General features: G+C 68.4%; 14 protein-coding genes and 7 pseudogenes. 9 read left to right on the forward strand and 12 right to left on the reverse strand.

Going from position 1 to position 18634, the window contains the following annotated elements:
- Positions 1 to 752, forward strand: a pseudogene (locus ACLHRZ_RS35555) (ISAzo13-like element transposase-related protein); the annotation flags it as partial.
- Here the strand turns inward: ACLHRZ_RS35555 and ACLHRZ_RS35560 are convergent.
- Positions 740 to 1093, reverse strand: coding sequence for a transposase (locus ACLHRZ_RS35560; protein ID WP_490422754.1), 354 nt, complete (start codon positions 1091 to 1093; stop codon positions 740 to 742). The pseudogene ACLHRZ_RS35555 and the gene ACLHRZ_RS35560 sit on opposite strands and share 13 nt — an antisense overlap.
- Between ACLHRZ_RS35560 and ACLHRZ_RS35565 the strand changes: the two are divergent.
- A pseudogene (locus ACLHRZ_RS35565) lies at positions 1051 to 2264 on the forward strand (IS256 family transposase); the annotation flags it as partial. The gene ACLHRZ_RS35560 and the pseudogene ACLHRZ_RS35565 sit on opposite strands and share 43 nt — an antisense overlap.
- A 266-nt stretch (positions 2265 to 2530) precedes the next feature.
- Here the strand turns inward: ACLHRZ_RS35565 and secF are convergent.
- The 4 genes from secF to ACLHRZ_RS35585 form a co-directional block, all read right to left on the reverse strand.
- Positions 2531 to 3547 (reverse strand): protein translocase subunit SecF, encoded by a 1017-nt coding sequence (gene secF / locus ACLHRZ_RS35570; RefSeq protein ID WP_490422755.1) that lies wholly within the window; start codon positions 3545 to 3547, stop codon positions 2531 to 2533.
- 1 nt (position 3548) lies between these two features.
- Positions 3549 to 3683, reverse strand: coding sequence for a hypothetical protein (locus tag ACLHRZ_RS35575; protein ID WP_490422756.1), 135 nt, complete (start codon positions 3681 to 3683; stop codon positions 3549 to 3551).
- The gene (locus ACLHRZ_RS35580; protein WP_490422757.1) at positions 3680 to 5095 is read right to left on the reverse strand and encodes an alpha/beta hydrolase; all 1416 of its coding nucleotides are present in this window, start codon (positions 5093 to 5095) and stop codon (positions 3680 to 3682) included. The genes ACLHRZ_RS35575 and ACLHRZ_RS35580 overlap by 4 nt, the downstream gene beginning before the upstream one ends.
- A 558-nt stretch (positions 5096 to 5653) precedes the next feature.
- Complete coding sequence (locus tag ACLHRZ_RS35585) at positions 5654 to 6697, reverse strand: trypsin-like serine peptidase (protein ID WP_490422758.1); 1044 nt, start codon at positions 6695 to 6697, stop codon at positions 5654 to 5656.
- A 249-nt stretch (positions 6698 to 6946) separates the two neighbouring features.
- Between ACLHRZ_RS35585 and ACLHRZ_RS35590 the strand changes: the two are divergent.
- The 6 genes and pseudogenes from ACLHRZ_RS35590 to ACLHRZ_RS35615 form a co-directional block, all read left to right on the forward strand.
- Positions 6947 to 7204: pseudogene (locus ACLHRZ_RS35590) on the forward strand (transposase family protein); the annotation flags it as partial.
- 46 nt (positions 7205 to 7250) lie between these two features.
- The gene (locus ACLHRZ_RS35595) at positions 7251 to 8066 is read left to right on the forward strand and encodes an ISAs1 family transposase (protein WP_490422764.1); all 816 of its coding nucleotides are present in this window, start codon (positions 7251 to 7253) and stop codon (positions 8064 to 8066) included.
- Between the two features lie 174 nt (positions 8067 to 8240).
- Positions 8241 to 8498: pseudogene (locus ACLHRZ_RS35600) on the forward strand (transposase domain-containing protein); the annotation flags it as partial.
- A gap of 419 nt (positions 8499 to 8917) precedes the next feature.
- Entirely contained in the window at positions 8918 to 9655 is a 738-nt protein-coding gene (locus ACLHRZ_RS35605) for a hypothetical protein (protein WP_490422766.1), read from the forward strand.
- A 403-nt stretch (positions 9656 to 10058) separates the two neighbouring features.
- Positions 10059 to 10526 carry a spore-associated protein A gene (locus ACLHRZ_RS35610; RefSeq protein WP_490422759.1) on the forward strand — a complete coding sequence of 156 codons (468 nt, stop codon included), beginning with the start codon at positions 10059 to 10061 and terminating at the stop codon, positions 10524 to 10526.
- Positions 10527 to 10541: 15 nt separating this feature from the next.
- On the forward strand, positions 10542 to 10772 hold the full coding sequence (locus ACLHRZ_RS35615; RefSeq protein ID WP_490422767.1) for a hypothetical protein: 231 nt from the start codon (positions 10542 to 10544) through the stop codon (positions 10770 to 10772).
- 88 nt (positions 10773 to 10860) lie between these two features.
- Here the strand turns inward: ACLHRZ_RS35615 and ACLHRZ_RS35620 are convergent.
- The 6 genes and pseudogenes from ACLHRZ_RS35620 to ACLHRZ_RS35645 form a co-directional block, all read right to left on the reverse strand.
- A pseudogene (locus ACLHRZ_RS35620) lies at positions 10861 to 11076 on the reverse strand (SDR family oxidoreductase); the annotation flags it as partial.
- Positions 11077 to 11172: 96 nt separating this feature from the next.
- A pseudogene (locus tag ACLHRZ_RS35625) lies at positions 11173 to 11875 on the reverse strand (IS6 family transposase); the annotation flags it as partial.
- A 146-nt stretch (positions 11876 to 12021) separates the two neighbouring features.
- A complete protein-coding gene (locus tag ACLHRZ_RS35630) occupies positions 12022 to 13080 on the reverse strand; it encodes a S1 family peptidase (RefSeq protein ID WP_490422760.1) in 1059 nt (352 codons plus the stop codon).
- Between the two features lie 442 nt (positions 13081 to 13522).
- Positions 13523 to 13840, reverse strand: a complete 318-nt coding sequence (locus tag ACLHRZ_RS35635; protein ID WP_490422761.1) for an integrase core domain-containing protein — start codon at positions 13838 to 13840, stop codon at positions 13523 to 13525.
- A complete protein-coding gene (locus tag ACLHRZ_RS35640) occupies positions 13837 to 15213 on the reverse strand; it encodes an IS30 family transposase (RefSeq protein WP_490422765.1) in 1377 nt (458 codons plus the stop codon). The genes ACLHRZ_RS35635 and ACLHRZ_RS35640 overlap by 4 nt, the downstream gene beginning before the upstream one ends.
- Before the next feature lie 35 nt (positions 15214 to 15248).
- Positions 15249 to 16217 (reverse strand): hypothetical protein, encoded by a 969-nt coding sequence (locus ACLHRZ_RS35645; RefSeq protein ID WP_490422762.1) that lies wholly within the window; start codon positions 16215 to 16217, stop codon positions 15249 to 15251.
- A gap of 894 nt (positions 16218 to 17111) precedes the next feature.
- On the opposite strand from ACLHRZ_RS35645, the gene ACLHRZ_RS35650 reads away from it, so the two are divergent.
- A complete protein-coding gene (locus tag ACLHRZ_RS35650) occupies positions 17112 to 17315 on the forward strand; it encodes a cold-shock protein (protein WP_490422763.1) in 204 nt (67 codons plus the stop codon).
- Between the two features lie 536 nt (positions 17316 to 17851).
- Here ACLHRZ_RS35650 and ACLHRZ_RS35655 read toward each other — a convergent pair.
- A pseudogene (locus ACLHRZ_RS35655) lies at positions 17852 to 18485 on the reverse strand (transposase family protein).
- Between the last annotated feature and the right edge of the window lie 149 nt (positions 18486 to 18634).

Consider the following 18634-nt stretch of genomic DNA (forward strand, 5'->3'; position numbering starts at 1 on the left):
AACCTCCGGTCTCTGGACGCACAATGGAACAAAATAGAACACCGAATGTTCTGCCACATCACCGCGAACTGGCGAGGACGGCCGCTGACGAGCTACGAGGTCGTTCTCGAGACTATCGCCGCAACGACTGCCACGACCGGGCTTTCGATAGGCGCCGAACTCGACACCGGCAGCTACCCCCTTGGCACGACCGTCACGCCCACCGAGTTCCAGTCTCTGCCGATCACACCGAGCACGTTCCACGGCGACTGGAACTACACCCTCGCGCCCGCCCCGCCCAGGCCTCCCGAGCCATCACGGACGCGCCGCCGCATCGCCCCGGCCCTGACCAGCCTGCTCACCGACCCGGCCCTGACGGGCATGGCCCGCACCGACTTCGACCGCCTGGTGGCAGTCTCGGAACCGTACTGGGACGCCCTGGCCGAGGCCGCATTCCGACGGCGCTTTCACCGCCCGCGCAGCTATCTCCACCCGCAGACCAGCAGCCTTGACCACTACCACCGGCTGCTGACAGCTCTGTTACGCCGCCGCAGGGCGGCGACCAGCACCCTCCTGGCCCACTTGCTCGGCGTCACCCGCACCAACCTGTCCAACCAGTTCCAGGACGGACACCGACTCCTCGACCTGCATAAGATCACCGTTACGCCGCTGCCCGGAGCCCCCGCCCGCACCCTAGAGCAGCTGCAGGCCCGTGGGACACCCGCCGAAGGACACCCCGCAGATCAAGTCTGACAGTTATTCACGCACAAGCCCCCAGGGCGCCCGAGTACATCCGGGCCGCCCCGGCCGAGGCCCGGCCCCGCTTGGCGAAGCCGGTCTCGTCCACCACCAGCGCCCCCGCCCCGCCCGGACCAGCCCCGGTACCGCCGTCGTCCAGCCCTTTGACAACATAGCGGCGGGTGAAGTCGCGCAGGGCGTCCGCATCCCGATGGTGTCCGCTGGAGTGGTGTAGAAGTTCGTGATGATCAGTGTCCGGGCCCTGGCAGGAAGTGAGCCACCGCGGGACGGTCACGGGGACGGCTTGAAGGTTCCCGGAAGGACACGCCCGCGATGGCTCTCTCCCAGCATGACCTACAAGAGCTGCTGGAGTCACTGCGCGCGAGTGACGGAGTGGACATGGTCCGCGCCATTCTCGAGCGCATGCTGCAGGAACTGATCGAGGCCGAGGCCACCACCGCCATCGGTGCCGCTCCCGGCCGGCGCACCCCTGCACGTGTCAACCAGCGCAACGGGCACCGCGACCGCCGGCTCGCCACCGCGGCCGACGACCTGGAACTGAAGATCCCCGAACTGCGGTCCGATTCCTTCTTCCCCTCCCTGCTGGAGCGGCGGCGCCGTATCGACCGTGCCCTGTTCGCCGTCATCATGGAGGCCTACATGCACAGGGTGTCCACCCGCGCCGTCGACGACCTGGTCAAAGCCCTCGGTGCGGACAGCGGCATCTCCAAGGCCCAGGTCTCCAGGATCTGCAAGGACCTCGACGAGGAGATCACCGTCTTCAGGGACCGGCCGCCGACCCACACCGTTTTCCCCTACGTCTTCCTCGACGCCACCTGCTGCAAGGCGCGCGTCAACCACCGCATCGTCTCCCAGGCCGTCGTCATCGCCACCGGGGTGTACATGCTCGGCGGCCGGGAGATCCTCGGCTTCGGCGTCGGCGACAACGAGACGAAGGCCTTCTGGACCGAGTTCCTGCGCTCTTTGCGCGAACGCGGCCTGGACCACGTCCAGCTGGTCATCTCCGACGCGCACACCGGGCTGGTGGCCGCGATCCGCACCGTCTTCCTCGGCGCGAGCTGGCAAAGATGCCGCGTCCACTTCGTCCGGGACGTGTTCGGGAAGATCCCGAAAGGCGCCGGGGAGATGGTCGCGGCCACCATCCGCACCCTCTTCGCCCAGCCGGACCGCCAGGCCGTGCTCGCCCAGCTCGACGTGGTCGCGGACATGCTGGGCCGCCAGTTCCCCCAGGTCAAGGAGATGCTGTTGGAAGCAGCGGACGACATCACCGCGTTCGCCGCCTTCCCGGCCGGGCACTGGAAGAAGATCTGGTCGACCAATCCCTGGAACGGCTGAACCGGGAGATCAAACGGCGGACCGATGTCGTGCAGGTCTTCCCCAACCCCGCAGCCCTGGAACGGCTCGCAGGCGCGGTACTGGCCGAACTCAACGACGAGTGGCAGGTCGCCGACCGCCGCTACCTGTCGGAGGAGTCCATGGCCGAACTCCTCACCCCGGACACCACCACCGGTCCCCCAGCAACCCTCCCGAACTCCCGACACCGAACAGCTGACGATCACAGAACCGGCTTCTACACCACTCCAGGAGACGCGATCCGTCTCGTCGGCATCCTCCACGGATGTCTCAAGACCCGCACCTCTACGACGAGGCCACCGCATGGTCACACCATGCAACCCTCACCGCAGCCGCTTGACATCACTTCGCCATGGGATGTCTGACCTGCAGATTCGGAGGATGAAAGAGGTTCACTGGCCGCACCAATAACTTGACGACGCACGGTCTCCTCACAGCATCACGGAACTGTGTTCGCTGGCCGGCTGGCTGCGGGCGTTGCCTGGGCTGTGCTGTCGGCGCGGCGGGCGAGTACGCGCTTGGACAGGGCCCGCATCTGCGGGTCGCGCTCCTTGAGGTCGGCGACCAGCGGGGTGGCGATGAAGATCGACGAGTAGGCGCCGGCCGCGAGGCCGACGAACAGGGCGAGGGAGATGTCGTTGAGCATGCCCGCGCCCAGCACGCCGCCGCCGATGAACAGCAGTCCGGCGACCGGCAGCAGGGCGACCACCGTGGTGTTGATCGAACGCACCAGGGTGCCGTTGAGGCTGCGGTTGGCGAGCTCGCTGTAGGTGAAGCGGGTCTGCTTGGTGATGCCCTTCGCGCTCTCCTTGAGACCGTCGAAGACGACGACGGTGTCGTAGAGCGAGTAACCGAGGATGGTCAGCAGACCGATCACGGTGCCCGGGGTGACCTCGAAGCCGACCAGGGCGTAGATGCCGACGGTGATGGTGAGGTCGTGGATCAGGGCGATCAGGGCGGCGAGCGCCATGCGCCACTCGAAGGCGATCGCCAGGTAGATCACCACGAGGACCATGAAGACGCCCAGGCCCGTCCAGGCCTTGTTGGCGATCTGGTCGCCCCAGCTGGGGCCGACGATGTCCGTGTTGATCTTGTTCGTCGAGACGTCCAGCTTCTTGGCCAGCGCGTCCTGGGTCTTGCGCGACTGGTCCGTGCTCAGCTCGCTGACCTGGACGCGCAGGGTGCTGTCACCGAGCTTCTGGACGGTGGCCGTGTGCCCGGAGGCGTTCTGGGCCGTCAGCCGGGCCTGTTCCGCCGAGACGGAGGTCTTGGGCGTGGTGAAGACCGCGCCGCCCTTGAACTCGATGCCCATGTTCAGCTGCTGCACCGCCAGGGCGGCGATGGCCGTGATGGTGATGAGGATCGAGATGCCGTACCAGATCTTCCGCTTGCCGACGAAGTCGTAGCCGACCTCGCCGCGGTAGAGCCGGGCGCCGAGAGTGCCGAGTCGCGACATCTCACGCCTCCTTCGGGTCGACGGTGGCGGAGGGACGGCGGCGGGAGGACCGCAGCGGCGGCCTGACGCCGAGCCGTTGGGGGCCGGGCCCGGAGTCGCAGTTGCTGCGGGCCCGGTGTTGGGGCTTGGGGGTCACTGCGTCGTGGAGGGGCCGGGGTGCAGGCTGGGGCAGCCGGCTCCCTTGACGGGGAGTTGGAGGGTGGTCAGGTAGCGGTCGGCCGCGGTGCGTGTGCAGGGGCTGTCCAGCGTGGTGTAGACGGCGTGGCCAGCGCCTTGGTAGGTGAGGAGCCGCGAGCCGGTGAGCTGTGCGGTGAGGGTGGTGGCTTGGGTGTGGGGGGTGGAGACGTCATAGCGGGCGTTGAGGAGCAGGACGGGGGGTGTGTTGGTGGTGTGCTGGGGGTGTTGGGGGTTGGTGACGGGGGCGGGCCAGCCGGCGCAGCGGGCTGCGCGTTCGAGGTGCATGGGGCTGCCCAGGATGGTGGGGGCGTGGGTGGTGCTGGTGTTCCAGAGGCTGGCGGCTTGATCTTTGGTGGCGGTTCCCATGTGCCAGTCGGTGCACAGTAGTGCGGTGGCAGGATCGGCGGTGGCTGGTCCGGGTGCGGTGGGAAGGCGGGGCCAGTTCGGGGCGGGGCTCGGGAAGTTGAGGATGGTGTAGTCGTCCAGGCCTGCGAAGATGCCGGGCCAGTAGGGTTCGGGGACCTGTTGCAGGGCGAGGTTGCGGCGCAGGAGCCGGTCGAGGGGGACGGGCCCGTCGCTGTCGGCGAGGCGGCCTTGCGCGGCGGCGGTGTAGATTTTTTTCACGTACTGGGTGATCTGCTGTGTGCTCTGCCCGTGCAGCGGGCAGTGGGTGTCGCGGGTGCACCACCGGGCGGCGGCCTGGAAGGTCTCTTCCATGGCCTGGGCTGTGTCCGCGGTGAAGGCGGTGGGACCGAGGCTGTGGTCGAGGGTGCTGTCGAGCACCATGGCCCGCAGACGGCCGGGATATTGCTGGGCATAGGCCTGGCCGACGACTGTGCCGTAGGAGATGCCGTAGAAGCTGATCTTCTCCTCGCCAAGGAAGGACCGCACCGCATCCATGTCACGTGCGACGGAAAGGGAATCGACATGGCCGTACAGCGGCCCGCTGTACTTCTTGCAGCTGTCGGCGAGCGCCTTGTTGAACGCCACACGGGTGTCGTAAGCCTGCTTTGTGTTCAGCACAAGCGGCATCTCGCTGGCGATGTTGACCAGGTTCTCGCCGCATTTCACGTGTGTGTCACGGGTGTTGACCGCTATCAGGTCGAACTGGTCCCGCAGGTGTTCCCAGGCATCGGCATCCTGCAGCAGAGTGTCGGCGTCGTACTCCCCGGGGCCGCCGAAGTTGACCAGCAGTGGTCCCAGGCGCTTGCCGGGCTGCTTCGCTGGCTTGCGCACCACCTTCAAATTGATCGTCGCGCCGTCCTTGGCCTTCCAGTCCACCGGCACCGTCACGGTCGCGCACTGCGCCGCGTGGTGCTCCGGGCACGCATGCCAGGGGCCCCGCTCCTGCGCCTGTGCCGGCGCAGCCACCCCAGCTGCGACTCCCATCACCGCCGCAACAGCGGCAATCCGCATCCTGCCTGTCCGCATGCATTCCTCCATCAGTGATCCACAGGTCCCACCTCATATCCAGTGGCTGGTCAGTTCAGCGGCTGAGCGTAGGTGACGGGCTCCCTTTCTGTCCTGAAGCCCGTGCGTGGCGTCGGCAGCTTGAGTTCGTGGTCTCTGTGAGACGGTCTTGGTGTTGATTGTTCCGGGGAGGGCAGGCCCGTGGACACGCCGCCGTCGTACCAGGGGTTCCGTTATACGGCGGAGGTGACCGCGCATGCGGTCCGGCTGTCCTTCCGCTTCCCTTTCTCCTGCCGCGAGGCCGGGGAGCTCCGCCGGAGCGCGGCATCACCGTGACCTGCGGGACGGTGCGGCAGTGATGCGCCAGGCCTGCGCCAGGCCTGCGCCAGCGCACTGCGCCGGCGGCGCCCGCGGCCGGGCGGTAAACGGCATCCGGACGAGGTCTTCATCAAAATCAACGGGCGGTTGCACTGCCTGTGGCGCGCGGCCGGCGCCGACGCGAACGTACCGGACATCCTCTCAGAGTGAGTTGGCCGTGTGATACAGGGTTTCGGCTTCCTTGCCCAGATGGGTTCCGTATTCCCTGCCGTCGCCTATGCCCATGGAGTTGATGGCGACAATGGTGCCGGTGCCCGTCTTTTCGCTGAACTCTTTGAGGTGGGGGCCGCCGCTTGAGCCCTTGCCCAGGTCGCAGGCGCCCCACAGTGCAGGCGCGAACTTGTTCTTGTCGGGGGCCTTGGTGACCGGGTCGTGGCAGGACAGCAGACGCTGCCCCTGGTTACTGTTCCCGATCCGGCCCTGTCCCTCTTCGCGGCCGCCCTGGTAGGGGTAGCCGAAGTTGTACAGCACCTCGCCGGCCTTGGGTTTGTCCTGGAACGAAACCGGCATCGCCCCCACGGTCCTGGCCGCACTCCGGCCGTCCTTCCCCGGGTTCAGCACAAGCATCGCAGCATCATGCCCGTCATCGATGGGGTTCCTGGCCGTAGTCCATTCCCTGGCGACGACGACACGGCCGACGGTGTACCCCCCGGACGGCGCCTTTCCGTCCCGATAGCCGGGAATGAAGTACATGTTCGTGTTCCAACCGCCCGCGCGCTGGTCACCTCCCAGGCAGTGCGCCGCGGTCACGGCCGTGCCACCCGGACCGCCGGCGGTGACCGTCGCCGTGCAGCTGCGGTCCTCCCCGTCACCGGCCGAGGTGAAGAACAGCCGGCCCACAGCCTGGGAAACCAGGCCCCTGCCCTTCCACTCGGCGCCGGTCTCCTTGCGCGGATGCCCGGGACCGGGGGTCTGCACCACCTTCAGCTTCTCCGGTGTCCAGTACTTCTCAACTGCACGCTGCTCATCGGCGCTGACTGCCATGGGCCGGACGAGTGCTCCCGGCGTGCCCTCGCCCTCCTCGGCATAGCCGACCGCCGCACTGCTGAGGACACCGGAGGAGCCCAGTGCAGCCACGATGATGACGCGCGGAACGATGTGTGAACGAGACATGCGGCCTTCCGGATACAGGGCAACAGAGACGCGAACACCCTCATCATCCGGTTCTGCGGGAATCAGCCGCAAAGGCCAAAGGTCCCGCCTTCTGTGACGGTTGTGTGACACCCGGACCGGCCAGCAACCCAGGGCTGATTCATAGTCTTGTCGGCCTCGAAAGCCAGCGGGTCACAGGGATGTGACGGGCTCTCACGAGGGGGTGTCTCGCATGCGACGGAGCTCCGATGGTCAAGGGGGCCTCGCAAGTCGCCCTGTCGCATCGGAGCCTTGGTGTGTCGTCGGTCTGCCACGGTCTGCTTGGTGGAGTCGCCCGCCGAGGTGCAGCGTGCGGTCGGTGGCATCGCCGGGCGGCTGGCGTCGCTGCCCGGTCCGCGGGCCCGGCGTGGACGCCGGCACTGTCTGACGACGGTGCTGCTGGCCTGCTGTTGCGCGGTGCCGGCCGGGGCCCGTTCCATCCGGGCGATCGGCCGGTGGGCCCGCAACGCCCCGCAGGAGACCCTCGCTCTCCTCGGCGCCACCGCCCGTGGTCCTTTCGGGGTGCGCAGGGCGCCCTCGACGACCACCGTGCAGCGCCTGTTGACGGCCGTGTGCCCGGGCGGCCCGGCCGGTCTGCTCGGATGCGATCCGGCAGGGGCCGGCCACCTGGCCGTGGACGGTAGGACCGCCAGGGGCTCGCGCACCGGCACCGCCCCGGCCGCCCGCCTGGTCTCCGCCCTCACCGGGACCGGACACCTCAGCCAGCCGGGCCCGGGTACCCGAGAAGACCACCGAGGTCACCGCCCTGCCCCACCTGGCCCTGCCGCACCTGCTCGCCCCCTTCGACCCGGCCGGCGTCACCGTCACCGCCGACGCGCTCCACACCAACGCCGGCGAGGCCCGCTTCCTCGTGGAGGACGCGCACGCCCACTACGTCCCGGTCGTCAAGCAGAACCGGAAAACGCTGTTCAACGCGGTGCGCACGCTGCCGTGGACCACCGTGCGCGCCCAGCACGTCAGCCGGGACCACGCCCACGGCCGCAGCGAGACACACACCGTGCGCGCGCTGACCGCCACGGACCTCGACCCGGGCTTCCCGCACCTGGTACAGGTCGCGCGCGTCCACCGATGGCGGCGGGTGGAGACGACCGGCAAGGTCTCCCGCCACACCGTCCACGTCATCACGGACCTCGCATCCCGGCAGGCACCACCGGCGAGAATCGGGCAACTCGCGCGCGACCACCGGACGATTGAGAACTGTGAGCACTACGTGCGTGATGTGACGTCCAGGGAAGACACGTCGCGAGTGCGGACCGGGCACAGCCCGCAGAACATGGCCACCTTCCGGAACCCGGCCATCGGCACACTCCGCGAAGCCGGCCACCGCTACATCCCCGACGGGCTCCGCGACATCTCCCACCGCCCCTTCACCCACCCACTGGAGCTGCCGGGCACCGGCTGACCTGCAACTCCGCCACGCCACCGGGACTATGAATCCAATGCCGGGAAGATAGGGCCGTGGCCTGGTTGTCAAGCGGTTCGGTGAAGTTGATGTGGAAGGGGCGGGGCTCCGCGTAGGACGGAAGTCGGCCAAGACGTCGTGCCCACGGGAGCCCTGTTGTCTGTCCAGGCTGCCATGTCCGCCTGCCCTGGTTCCGGCCGAAGTGCCTTTGCGGCCGGGCATCTTGGCGAGTTGACCCAGCTCATCGCGCCGTGCGTTGTCGATCAGGTGCTGCAGGCCACGCGCCGGGTGGAGAGACGGGTCCGCAAACTGCCGTCACGGGTGGTGGTGTACTTCGTACTGGCGATGGCCCTCTTCCCCCTCGAGGGGTATCGCGGAGTGTGGTCTTCCCTGGTCGCCGGCCTGCGGACGACCGTCGCAGATCCGTCGGCCGCCGCGTTGCGCCAGGCCCGGCGCCGGGTGGGCCCCGAACCGTCGAGCTTGCTGTTCGACCGGCTCAAGGGCTGCACGGCCACTGCGGAGACCACCGGTGCGTGGTGGCGCGGCCTGCGGACGGTGGCCTGGGACGGCACCACCCTCGAGATGGCCGACAGTGCCGCCAACGCCGCGTTCTTCGGCTGCTACCGGGCTCGGCGCGAGTCGACGTACCCGTTGCTGCGGCTCACCGCCCTGGTGGAATGCGGGACCCGGGCCCTGGTGGATGCGGTGGCCGGACCGCTGTCCGACAGCGAGAAGAGCCAGGCACAACGGCTGTGTGCGGCGCCGGGTCCGGGCATGCTGCACCTGGCCGACCGCGGCTCCGACGGGCTCGAGCCGATGCGCGACGCCGCCCGCACAGGTGCACAGTTGCTGTGCGCATCAACACCTGCCGTGTCCTGCCCGCCGTCGAGGCGCTGGACGACGGCAGCCGGCTGTCCATGGTCTCCACCCCCACCGGCCGCAACCAGCTGGTGCGCTGGGTCCACCGCGACCGCCGGCGCGGCGTGGCACCCCAGGTCCAGGGTGTTGCCGTCCGCGTCATCGAGGCCGACGTCACCGTGGCCGACCGGGCCACCGGCACCAACCGCCTGCGCCTGGTCACCACACTCCCGGACCACCGACGCCACCCGGCCCAGGAGCTCGCCGCCCTCTACCACCAGCGCCGGGAGATCGAAACCGCCTTCTACGGACTGAAAGTCACCGCACTCGGCCCGGGCACCGTCCTGCGCTCCCACCACCCCCGCGACGTGCTCCAGGAGCTGTTCGCCCTGTTCACCGTGTTCCAGGCAGCCCGGCGGATCGCGACCGACACCGCCACGGCGGCCGACATCGACCCGGACCGCACCTCACTGACCGTCACACTCCGCACCGCCCGTCACACCGTCATCAACGCCGACTCGGGCTCTCACCCGGTACCCGGCACGGCACCGCGCATCACCGCCGCCATCCTCAACCCCCGGGACCTGGGACCTGTCCAGCGGCGTCCCCGGATCCTCCCCCGCCGCGTCAAACGCAGCCAGCCGAAGCTCGCCTACAACACCACCCGGAACAACAAGCCGCTACAGCAAGTAACCACAACCATCACTGTCACACCGCACCGCAGCCCTTGACACCCCACACACGGCCCTATCTTCCCGGCATTGACTATGAATCAGCCCTGCCAGCAACCCGGCTTGGTTTCCTGTTTGCTGCTGCGGCGCTCAACCGCCTGCCTCTGCCAGGGCGGCAGGCGAAGCTACGACCGCTGCCCTGGCAGAGGCAGGCCACCCGTGGCGGCCCGATGAACCACCGCCGCGAACTACGATGCCCGGAGGCGGGCGCTCCCGGCACGATGAGAGCCGTTCCGGATCACTGTTCCGGCGGGGGCGGAGTGATGGCTGATTCCGGGGGGTGGGGGTGAGGGGATGTACAACTTGCCGGGGGTGTGGAGTGTCTGGGTGGGCACGGAGACGGCCGTCCCGCGTACATCCATCAACCGGCACCATGCGACTTGCGACTTCCACGGAGGACACAGTGAAGCGTGCTGTACGTACCCGCGTTGCAGGAGCGGCGCTGCTCGCCGCCGCCACGACCGTCACCGGACTGATGGCGGGCACCGGGACGGCCGTCGCGGCTCCGGCCCCCGCCGCCACGTACAACCAGGAGTGCGGTACCGGCTACAAGCAGGTCAACCAGATCCCGATCCCGGACCGTGGGACGGTCATCCTGACCTACAACGCCGCCACCGGCAAGAACTGCGTGGTCACCAAGCGGAACAGCTCGACCGGCTCACGGCTGTGGGTGGGCTCCTGGCTCCAGCGCGACAACGACCTGAAGTCGAAGCAGGAGCAGTACGGCTTCTACACCTCGTACGCGGGGCCGGTCTACCTGGACGCCAGGGGCAAGTGCGTCGACTGGGGCGGCGAGATCGACGGCTACGTCGTGGCCCGCTACAAGACCAACTGCGCCACCCTGGCCCCCACCGGGCAGCAGGCCCGCTGACCCGGGACCGAGGCGGTGAGCGGTGATCACCGGCGGGTGATCACCGCGATCGCGTTCAAGTACCGCACCGGGGCAGCGTGTACGGACGTGCCCGGACACTTCCGGGTCGCGGAAGGGCGCGTCCACAACCGGCTGCGGACCGCCCCTGCCGCCCAGGCCGGCACCGAGGCCGGCGTGGAACTGGTGGGAGCGGTCCGCTCCACCCATCGACCCCGCCCACCGGCACGCCGCCGGGGCCCGCCCTGAGGGCCCCGGCCGCAGCCCGCCCCCTGGAACATCGTTGTTGGGCACTCATGGATACAAGGCCCCGGGACCAGCGCAGGGTGTAGCCGCCGTCGGGGCAGAGCGTGGAGCCGGTCATGAAGGTGTCGGTGAACAGGAAGAGTACGGTGTCGGCGATCTCGCCTTCGGTGCCGGGCCGGTGCAGCAGGGCATCCCGGCTGTACTGCGCGAAGCTCTCTTCCCGGATCTCGGCGGGGCGTTGTGCCCAGAGGCTGCCGTCGACGGTGCCGGGGGCGACGACGTTGACGCGGACGGGCGCGAGTTCGGCCGCGAGCCCATGCCCGGTGGTGTCGTCAAGTTGCTTGTGGAGTTGGCGGGTTGGGGTGTGGCGGGATGTCGTTGGGTCAGGTTGTCGGTGCCATGGGGCCGCCCCGTTGGTCTGGTGCCAGGCGGTGAAGGGGTGGGTCATTCCGGTGCGGAAGTCACGTGCTGTGATCAGGTGCCATCTGGGCCGGAAGCGGCTGGAGAGCCGGGAGAAGGCGGCAGGGAATCTCTGCGCCGCGCCACGTGACCGGAAGCGTCATGGCCCGTTCATGCTGCCGGGTGGGCTGGTGGCTGTTCCCGGCCCGGCTGTTCAGGTATTCCGAACTGCGGTGCCCGGCCGGCGGCATCACCCCACGGTGCGCGGCGCCGTATGCGGCGGAGCCTGTCCGTGACGGCCTCGCGGGGCACATACCGCAGGCCCTCGAGGAGCTCACGGAACAAGCGCCCGGCCGCGGTCCGGGCCGCGGCGGTCCTGGACGAGGATGCCGGGGACGCTGCCGTCCTGGCCAGCCGCGCGCCACAGATACCGCATCCTGCCACTGGCCCTGAGGAACACCTCGCCCGGATACCACTTGTCACCCGGCCCCGGCTGCCGGCGGCGCAGGCGGACCGAAGGCCGCACACCAGGCCCGGACCGTCTCATACGGCACCGTGACCCCGGGCCGGAAGAGAAGCTCCCCGGCCCCGCGGTACGAGAGCGGGAACCGGTGATACAGCCGCACAGCGTGACCGATGACCTCCGCGGGGAACCGGCAGCCCTTGTACGGCACCGGCACCCGGCCTCCACCGGCAACCCCTCCCACGACCACCTGCACCAAGATCACATACGGGCCCCCGCTCCACCCGACAGCGCCCCGGACTCGTCCCCGTCCGGCCGACGGCCTGCTGAATCATCCATCAGCCGAACCTCCAGGCCAGTACGTCCCAACATCCATCGCGGGTCAGCCTGTTATGTCGTTACGGGGGGTGTGGCGGCGCTTGTCAGCTCGATTGTGCCTGCGGCCGAAGTCGCGGTGGCTGTGCACAGCAGCTTGTGGCCGGCGAAGCCGGGGGCGGCTATGAGGCTTGTCGAGGTGGCCGTGGCGATCGGCAGGAATACCTCAGGTACGTGCGTACCCCGCTGGCTCAGGAACCACCGGGTCTTGACCGTGTCGGGAATCGTGCCCACCCATGCCGGGATGCCGCAGGCCAGTGTCGAACCTACGGATACCGTGCCGACGATGGCCACTGTGCCAGCGGGCATGGGCACGAGCGGCAGGTTCGGGCTCAGCGCCCATGTACGGATCGTGGCGGCGTTGGTGAATCCGTTCGGTACGCCCAGACCGCAGGCTTGGTGGCTGGCTACGAACGTCGCGATGGCGATCTGCTCGGGCCGGCCGTACCGGTCGGTGACCAGAGGGCCGCCGCTGTCGCCGCTGCACGCCGCAGCTGGCGGGTGCCCGGCTGGTGTGCCTGCACAGAGTACCGACTGGCCGTCGATGACGAATACGCCGGCTTGCCGCACACATTCCTGATGGCCGATCACGTGCAGGTCCGCTCGTATCAGAGCGTCGCTTGCCCCGGCGGAAGCGCCGGTGACCGGATCACGGTCCCGGGTCACCCCGTGGCCGTACAAGGCTCCGACGGCTCCCGGTTCGGGGGTCTTCTCCGCCAGACGTATCGGCGGCACATCACGCACGGGACTGGCAAGGACGATCACAGCAGCGTCACCGGCTGTGGAGCCTGTCCGCAGGCCCGCCTTGGGGTCATCTGTCGGGCGGATGTACCGGAAGTCCGGGTGAACGGACCAGCCCCGTATCGGCAGCAGCCGTCCCGGACTGGCAGAGAGCGGGGAAGCCCCGAGACGGAGCTCAAGGAGAGACGGGTCGGTGTGGTCCAGGCAGTGTGCGGCGGTGAGGACACGGTCCGGGGCGATCAGTGTGCCACCGCACCGCACACGTTGCTGGGGCGCCTTGTCGCCGGCATTGGCGAGCGTCACCATCCACGGCGCCGCCGCAGGATCGGCCACCTCCCGGCCTCCCGCCACTGCCCCTGCGGGAGCGGCCAGCAAAGTTCCGACCATAATGAACGCGGTCGCCACGGTGGCGGCGACCGCCCCGGGAAGACGGCATCTGGTCACGTTACGTTCTCCCGTCAGTGATGAAGGACAGCCTGCGCGGTGCATGCAGCAGACAGCGAGGCTGATTGCCACCGCTCCCGGACGATAACCGCCAAGGACTGCGTGGTCCTGTTATCTGGTCTGCTCACCCTACGGATCACCGTGAACGCCTCAAGCGGTTTGGTGTTTTCTTCTGGCATATGGCTGAAAAGGATTCCGGTTCCGCCAGCCCACCTTGCTTGGCGTCGTCACGTTGTTGATGTGGCCGATGAGTTGGGGCATGCCAATGATGTTGTCTGCTTCGTCAGGAGAGGGGGTGCGTGTCAATCCCCAGAGAGCGTGGAGGATTTCCTTATGCTGCTCGGTCCTCCAGGTGCGCCCGGATCCGGGCTTCGGTGATCGTCCGTTCGGACTCCACCGGAGGTAGCCCGCCGGCCGCGCTGTGCCTGCGGCGTGTGTTGAAGAAGTCCGCGATCCACGTGGCGATCTTCAGCCGGGCCTCGGCACGGGTGGCGAAGCGGTGCCGGTGGATGTACTCGACCTTGACCGACGAGTGGAACGACCGCGGCCGCTTTGTCCAGGGCCGAGCCCACGCGCCCCATGGACTGGACCACGCCGAGGCGGTCGCACAGGGTGTTGTAGGCCTGGCTGGTGTATTGCCCGGACTCAACCGGTCGTTGCAACACCGCCTTGTTGGATCAACAGTAGCTGCTCGTTCAGGGCTTCGGCGGGTGTCTTCCAGCCGAGGGTTTTGCGGGGGCGGTTGTTGAGGGCGGCAGCCACAGCGTCGAGCTCGCTGGCGTTCCAGCGGGAGAGGTCGGCGCCCTTCGGGAAGTACTGACGCAGCAGGCCGTTGGTGTTCTCGTTGGTGCCTCGCTGCCAGGGGCTGTGCGGGTCACCAAAGTAGACCGGCAGCCCGGTGCCGATCGTCAACTGGGCGTGCTGGGCGAGTTCTTTACCACGGTCCCAGGTCAGCGAGCGGCGGATCTGCTCGGGCAGGGTGGTGATACTGGCCGCGATGACGTCCTTCATCGCCTCGGCGCCATAGCCGCCCAGCGCGGGGCCGTTCTTCGTCCGCGGCTCGGCTCCCCAGCCCTCCATGCGCGGCAGGTGCAGCAGCATTGTGAACCGCGTGGTTCGTTCCACGAGAGTGCCGATCGCGGACCTGTCGGTGCCGATGATGAGGTCGCCTTCCCAGTGGCCCGGGACCGCGCGGTCCTCGGCCTCGGCCGGCCGCTGGCTGATCACCACGTCCGGGGTGACGTGCCCGCCGGCACGTTGCCGGGCACGAGCCCGCGGAACCCGCAGGGCCCGCCCGGTGCGCAGACAAGCGACGAGTTCACGCTTGAGCGCCCCGCGTCCTTGGACGTAAAGCGCCTGGTAGACCGCCTCGTGTGAGATCCGCATCGTGTCATCCTCGGGGAAGTCGACCTTGAGCCGGTGTGCGATCTGCTCCGGGCTCCATGATGTCGCCCACCGCCGGTCCTGCCTCCGCGGCTTGTTGCGGCCCTTCCACGGCGCGGTCACCGGCCCCGACAGTGCAGTCCCGTCCGGGTGACGGATCTGCCCCGCCAACCGCTGCTGTACGTAATCGCGCAACCGCTCGTTTGTGACCAGTTTGGCCGCCTTGGGACGCCGGGCCAGCAGCTCGGCTTTCCACTGCGCCACAGATGCCCGGTACTCCAACTTCCCGCCCCGCGTCGCCGCGTTGCGCCGCAACTCCCGGGAGACCGTCGACGGGGCACGACCCAGCCGACGTGCGATTGCCCTCACACCCGCCCCCTGCGCCTTCAACAAGGCGATCTCCTCCCGCTCGGCAAACGACAGATACCGGCCCATGCACGGGCTCACCATGAACGTCGGCATCCCGCCACGCTCCCGGAACCACCGGCTACCAGCGGCTTGCGACGCGCCGACCGCGACAGCCGCCTCCTCACTGGTCAACCCTTTGGCGACCTCGCGCCAGAACCGACGCTCGACCTCTCGTCGCAACGACGGCGCCCCTGGAGACTTCATCGGTGACCTGCCGGTCAACGACTTCATCCATCCCGCTGGCCTGCCCATCGACACCTCCACGATCAAGGTGTTGCGACGATCAGTTGAATCCGCCGGGCCTTGGTTCGGGTCTGTCGTGAAGTCGACGGATGGCCGAATCCGGCCCCAGGTGGTTCGGCCGCCGTGAGGGCGATCACGTTGCCTCCGGGGACGAGCGGCCACAGCGTGGCCGGGCCGCTGACGCGGGGCCACAGGTTCTCGCCGCGGCTGCCATCAGAGTTCTCCAGGTAGATGGCCTTGATGCCGGGGCGGGTGTCGATCACCACCGTGCGGCCAGCCGGGATGCCGTAGTCCAGGACCAACTGTTGCCCGGTAGTGATGCTCTTCAGCCGGACCGGCACGACGGGCTGGCCGGTGTCCTGGTAGCCCAGCGGCCCGGTGATCCGCCACACCGGCCACGCGTCCACATCGGAGGTGACGTGGACGGGCAGTCCCTCGTCTCCGATCACACTGGGGGTGATCCGCAGCAGGAAGAACCCCGCCGTGTGCGGCTCCCTGCCGGGAGCGTCGGTGACGCGGGCCAGGGTGAGCTGGTCGACATCGAGGGCGGCACCGCCAGCATGGATGACCGGACGCACCGAGACCGTGCCGTCCGGCATGGCTCCGGGGCGATCCTGCGACGGGCGGCCATCACCGGTCCCCTCACCGGCTCCGGGCGCGGACCACCCCCGCACGTAGCCGGTGAACTCCGCCCAGCCGTGGCTGTCGTCCAAGGGCCAGCGGTCCGCCGTGACCAGACGGTCACCGCCGGGCACTGGAGCACCGCCGGCGTCCACCTCGACGAGACCGACCGAGAACGTCGCCACTCCCCCGCTGGTCAGCGCCTGCCCGCGCCGCACGCGCGCGGTGAGGCGGTACAGGCTGGTCCCGTCGTAGGGCACTGCGGCCCCTTCGCTGCGGGTGCCCGCGGCAAAGCGGGCGTAGATGCCGGTGGTGGCGTCTGGGTCGGTGCGCGTGAGGCCCGGGGAGCTCCAGGCACCGGGGTTGTCCATGGTGTCGGACAGCAGCGGCGCCCAGGACCCTGCGGGGTAGGACAGGAAGTGTGGGCACGGTGCACCCGGAACGTGGAGGTGCGTTCGGCGCCGTACCAGTACGGATCCGGGGCGGTGAGCTGGATCCCATATTTGATGAAGGTCAGGCCAGCGGCGTCGGTGCTCTCGTCGCCCTCCATTCCGCCGGTGTAGTGCACATGCAGGGTGCGGGCTGTGCCGTCGGCTTCGGCCACCCGCAGGGTGCACGGTCCGCGGCCCAGGGCGGCGACCAGGCGCCGTTTCAGCGCCACCAGCTCCGGCCGGCACGGGGCCCACAGCAGCAGGGGCAGCGTGATCCGCCGGGAGGCGGCACGCCGTTTCGCCACCCGCCCTCCGTCCATGCCCGCGTACTCCGTGACCACCGTGTCCACCGGTGGTGCGTCCAGGCCCGTGGGCCCCGGGAGAATGGCGATGCATGCCCCCTGCTGTGAGAGATCCGCGGTCAACAGGAATTCCTCGCCGCTGTCGGCGGTGAGCGTGACCCTGGGCGGGGTGTCGGCTGCTGCACGCTCGGGCTCGGGCAGCAGACCGGTATAGACAACAGCAGACGGGGAATTCAGCATGGCAAGGACAGACACACGCAACCCCCTTTCAGGGTGGAAGGACAGCACCCACATGCACCGCGTAACTAATGACTACGAAACGTGACCGCCGCAGAACCGCGCCCGTGCCACACGCCAGCTCGGCTGTGATCACCGAAGCGTTGGGATTTCTGCATGACAGCTGCACGGCTGCGTCTTATCGTTGGTCGCTTTTTGCCGAAGAAGTGTCCTTGTCGGTACTTCTCGGTGGAGAGTGCCGTAACCGGTTTCGTCGGCACATCGGCGGAACCCCGCCTCAGTCCCCGGAGGGGTCATGGCTATTGGGATAGTCAAGTGGTTCAACGCCGACAAGGGCTTCGGCTTCATTGCTCGGGATGACGGCGGTGATGACGTGTTCGTCCACTTCTCGGCCATCGCCGAAGAAGGTTTCCGCTCCCTGGAGGAGAACCAGCGGGTGGAGTTCGATGTCACCCAGGGGCCTAAGGGACCGCAGGCCGAGAACGTCCGCAAAATCTAGGAGCGTAGGAGACCTGAAGACTCGGCAGCCCGAAAGCAGCGCTGGAGCTTGGGAGGATACGATGACCGTTCAGCATACCCTCAGCGTGCTTGATCGGCATGAAGACGGTTCCTCCACGTGGTCTCTCTGGGCGATCAGCACAGAGGAGAAGGGGAGCGTTCAAGATCTCCTAGGGCGTGCCCCGAACACCGAGGGCGTTATCACGCCGGAACAGGCGGACGAAGCACGGACGGCCACGCGGGAATGGCTGGCGTACGCAAGCGAGGATTCGCCGTCGTCGCCGGGTGCAAGCTGAGCTAATGAGACGGGCTCAACGCCCCCCCACCACGGATCGGCACACCCGGACAGCAGACTGCGGAACGTGACTGCCCCCCCTGCGGTCACCCGCTGACCGTGGCATGCAGCATTGTCAGGCGTAGAGGGCGTCGGCGAGTCGCAATGCGGACACGATCTGCTGTTCGCTGGGGATGCCGGGGGCGGCATGCAGGTGAATCACCGGCGCGCTGCCCTGCGATTCCCTTGAGCCTTTTCCAATCTCAGGTTGTGGTGTTGAGGTGGAGGGTGAGGATGGCCTGGACGATGTGGGTGATGCGGGTGGTGCTGCAGCGGAGCTTTGTGAGGAGCCGCCAGTTCTTGAGTGTGGCCATGGCCCGTTCGCCGATCGCGCGGATCTTTGCGTGAGCGCGGTTGACCGCCTGCTGACCACGGGAGAGGTGCTTCCGGCGGCTGCGGTAGGGGGACACGGACGGTGCAGCCGGCTCCCTGATATCCCTTGTCCGCCCAGCACCTGACGCCGGCTGCGGCGAGGGCCTCGATGATGCCGTGCGTCCGGGCGGCCTTGATGTCGTGGACAGCCTCCGGCAACGCGGGTGAGGCCCCCAGGGCCTCACCAAAGGGATCGGCTATGACCTGCACGTTCATGCCGTGCTGCCGGTGTTTCCCGGAATAGTACGGGCGGTCCGCGGCGACACGGTCAATGGGCAGCAGTGTCCCGTCGAGGATCACGAAAGCCTTCCCTGCCGCGGTCTTCACTGCCTGCTGCAGCGTCGGGGCGAGGGCGGCCAGGACGCCGATGCCCTCGTGGACGTGGCGGCAGACGGTGGCGATGCCGATCGCGAAGCCGGCTGCAAGGCGGGCGTAGGTGTCGCCGCAGCGCAGGTGCGCGAGCACGAGCAGGGCCTGTCGGCCTGCGGTCAGCCGCCGCCACCGCGTCCCGATCTCCCGACGGTGTACCTCCAACTGCCCGGCGAGGAACTGCAGGGAGGGGGTGTGTCAATTTAACGGCTGATCCGTCCAGTTCGGATTTACTTGTCGGCGGC

The organism is Streptomyces sp. AM25 (genome assembly GCF_058146165.1).